1 protein-coding gene is annotated in these 1,372 nt (G+C 45.5%); it reads left to right on the top strand.

Translation table 11 applies throughout. The annotated features are described in order from the left end of the window. Positions 1-218: 218 nt before the first annotated feature. Complete coding sequence (locus B3N33_RS07780) at positions 219-1,034, top strand: molybdopterin-dependent oxidoreductase (protein ID WP_292588014.1); 816 nt, start codon at positions 219-221, stop codon at positions 1,032-1,034. The last annotated feature ends 338 nt before the right edge of the window (positions 1,035-1,372 follow it).

Genomic DNA, 1,372 nt, shown 5'->3' with positions numbered 1-1,372 from the left:
CCCCCTGGGCTACTCACCAGAACCCTTTAAGGGGGTCTAAGGGGAGCTGAGAAGGGGAGAATAGAGGTTGGAGGTAAGTCGCAGGAAGAGCGATATTGACTGGTTATCCGTTGACGGTGTTAGAGAAAAAACCTATTCTTGGTTCCAGAGCGAGGATCTTCTTTCTTTGATGAAGGTTATAATTCAAGAGCTTCTAAATCCTTACCAAGAGATTGTTAGTGACTGCCTCTTTTTTCTCTCCTTTCGAAGATATTCTTTCCAGACCAATTGGTGCTCCTGATAACGATCTGACTGGAATAACATCTTCTTCTGAACCAATAGTCCTTAGAAGTCATCTAATTAGAACGATACTAAATAAAAAGGAGAGGCTTTTCTTGAAGATACCCGTTCTCATTCTAATAGGTATTATCTCATTGGTCATTATCGTGTTAGGAGTTGCCAATGTTGCAAATGGCTCTTCTCCACAAGAAGTAGTTGTCACGGAGTATCAGGGGATCAAACTCGACGATCTCGGTGCTTTCAGAGAGAACTCGATAAAGGGCGTGCAGTACGTGAATATAGAAGAATACTTCCTAAAGATTGGAGGTCTCGCAGAAAATCCGTACATTCTTACTTATTCGGAGTTGCAGGATCTTCAGCACATTCAGAAGCTGGTTATACTTCACTGTGTCGAGGGGTGGACAGCAAAGATGCTCTGGGAAGGTATTCCGCTTGTGGAAATGATTGACAGAGCAGAGCCCGACGACAGGGTAACTAATGTGATCTTCAAGTCAACTGATGGCTATACGACAAGCCTCACTCTCGACTACATAAGAGAGAGAAACATCATTCTGGCCGACAAACTGAACGGAATCGAACTACCTCCGGCCCAGGGTTTCCCGTTCATAGTGGTTGCCGAAGACAAGTGGGGCTACAAGTGGGCGCGATGGGTCGAAGAGATAGAGCTGTCGGGCAACGACAAGTACAGGGGTTACTGGGAAGAGTATGGATACAGCAAAGATGGAAGTCTCGACAAGCCGATGTTCGACAGATAAACCAGAGATAGTTCTCAGCCCATATAGTTTCTCGGGGCCAAACAGGAGCCGATCTGAAGATCAGCTTTAAGGCGTTGTTTGGAGGAAAGCACCGCGGCTATGATAAGCAATACTGTCAGTCTGTCGTCTTGTTTTCATAATCGGCTTTCATGATAGCAAAGCTATTGACAGCAAAGAAAACCTCTCTCTGATCGCGACTGCACAAGATAGTCAGAGTGAAGACTATGAACCCGCCGTCAGAAGAGAGCACATGACACTGGACTCAAGAAATGAATTTCGCTTCTCTCATTCACCTTCTGGAATCTTCCACATCTAGTAACCCCTGCTGTTCTCCTTGC

Source organism: Mesotoga sp. UBA5825 (assembly GCF_002432955.1).
Lineage (GTDB): Bacteria > Thermotogota > Thermotogae > Petrotogales > Kosmotogaceae > Mesotoga.
This window is presented reverse-complemented; position numbering and strand designations above follow the sequence as displayed.